Consider the following 1,957-nt stretch of genomic DNA (forward strand, 5'->3'; position numbering starts at 1 on the left):
CCTGGTCCAAGCCCCGCCCCGGCGTCAACGGCGCCGACCCGGCCGCCCCGCCCGCCCCCGCGGCGGCCCCGGAGCACCCCAGCGGCTGGCGGCCGTGGCGGTTCCGGATGTCCAACGACGTGTGGGGCACCCCGTCCGTCGACGGCGACCTGGTCTACGTCACCTCCTTCGAGGTGCACGCCCTGGACGTGGCCACCGGCCGCCGCCGGTTCAAGACCCGGGACGTGGCCTGGTCCATGGCGGTCGCCGACGGCCGCATCCACGCCTCCGACGGCCCCACCCTGTTCGCCCTGGACTCCCGTGAGGGCGGCGACCTGTGGCGGCTGTCCACCGACGCCTGGGTGTACTGCCTGCGGGCCGAGCGCGGCACCGTCGTCACCGGCACCCGGGGCGGCGGCGTCCAGGGCTGGGAGGCGTCCACCGGGCAGAAGCTGTGGGAGATCACCGGCTGCCAGACCGACTTCGAGACCCCCGAGGCGGGCCCGGCCCTGCACGACGGCACCGTGTACGTCTGGCAGGACGCCCGGCTGCGCGCCCTCGACGCCCGCACCGGCGAGGAGCGCTGGTCCTACCCGATCGGTGACGCCGCCTCCTGCGGGGGCGTCCCGGTCCGCGTCAACCAGGCCACCGACGGCTACGTCTACGTCTCCGCCGGCACCCGGGTGCTCGCCCTGGACGTGGCGGGCGGCCACGTGCGCTGGCACTTCGAGGCCCCGGCGGTCTTCCTCTCCCCGCCGGCGTTCGTGCCGGGCCCGGCGGTCACGGGCGGCGGCCTCTACCTCGCCGACTACCTCGGCACCGTGTACGCCCTCGACGCCACCGACGGCCGTGACCGCTGGCGCATCGCCACCGAGGCGCGCACCTCGACCGAGCCGGTCCTGGTCGCCGCCGGACACGTCCACGTGGGCAGCGGCAAGGGCCTCTACACCCTGGACGCCGTGACCGGCACGCCCAAGTGGCGCTTCCAGTCGGGCGGCGACATCGTGGGCGCCCCCGCGGTGGCCGAGGGGCGCATCCACTTCGGCTCCACCGACCACCTGCTCTACACGCTGAAGGCCGACGACGGCCGGCTGCGCTGGAAGCTGGCCACCGGCGGCGAGATCACCGGTTCCCCGGTCGTCCGGGACGGCGTGGTGTACGCGTGCAGCAAGGACCGCTGCGTGTACGCCCTGGACGCGGAGAAGGGGACCGGCACCTCGCGGACGACCTGAGGGGCGGTGCGGGGCCGTCGGTCCCGCCGCACGGGCCGTCCCCGGCCCCGTCCGCACCGCCGGGTACCGGCCGATGACGGGACGGTCGCCCCCCAGTGACATGGCCGTGACACAGAGTTGGCAGTCTGGCGGGCATGCGTTTTCGGGGGAACACACTCAGACTCACGGCGGTTTCGGCTCTGGTCGTCCTGACCCTGACGGGTTTCTCCACCGGACGCCACCGGGGCGGGGACGGAGGCGGCGGCGGAGGCTGCAGCAGCTCCTCCCAGAACCACGACTCCTCGCCGAAGTCGGGCGGCGGGTACCACCGCGACTACGACGACGATGACGACGACTACGACTACGGCTCCGGATCGTCAGGCTCGGACAGCACCGGCGCCACCGCCACCTCCACCCTGACCGACGCCACCGTCGAGCTGCTGAGCTGCGCGTCGAAGTCGGCCCGCCACGCCACCGTCCGCGTCACCAACCCCAACCCGTCCGACGGCACGTTCACCGTCCGGGTGGTCTTCGAGGACCGGGCCGGTGTCCGGATCATCACCGGGCGGCAGCAGGTCGACGTGCCCGCCGACGACACGGTGACGGTGCGGGTGCCGGTCGGCGGCGACGCCAAGCGCGCGGCCCGCGTCGCGCATTGCGAACCCGAACCCGAGGCGCCGGCCGTCCGCTGAGCCGGCGGGGCCCGGGACCGGGCGGGCTCACCGGGTCCGGAACGCGCCCCGGACCCGCCCGGTGAACAGCTCCGC

2 protein-coding genes are annotated in these 1,957 nt (G+C 74.9%); both read left to right on the forward strand.

Annotation, left to right across the window (positions count from 1 at the left end; translation table 11 throughout):
• On the forward strand, positions 1-1,211 hold a 1,211-nt coding region (locus G3I53_RS06605), incomplete at its 5' end, for a PQQ-binding-like beta-propeller repeat protein (protein ID WP_164438110.1).
• Positions 1,212-1,345: 134 nt separating this feature from the next.
• The gene (locus G3I53_RS06610) at positions 1,346-1,882 is read left to right on the forward strand and encodes a hypothetical protein (protein ID WP_164334730.1); all 537 of its coding nucleotides are present in this window, start codon (positions 1,346-1,348) and stop codon (positions 1,880-1,882) included.
• Positions 1,883-1,957 lie beyond the last annotated feature (75 nt).

It is taken from the genome of Streptomyces sp. SID14436 (assembly GCF_010548465.1).
Classification (GTDB): domain Bacteria; phylum Actinomycetota; class Actinomycetes; order Streptomycetales; family Streptomycetaceae; genus Streptomyces.

Bases quoted from the DNA above. Each gene is read 5' to 3' on its own strand.
- G3I53_RS06610 (WP_164334730.1), top strand. From the start codon at position 1,346: ATGCGTTTTCGGGGGAACACACTCAGACTCACGGCGGTTTCGGCTCTG.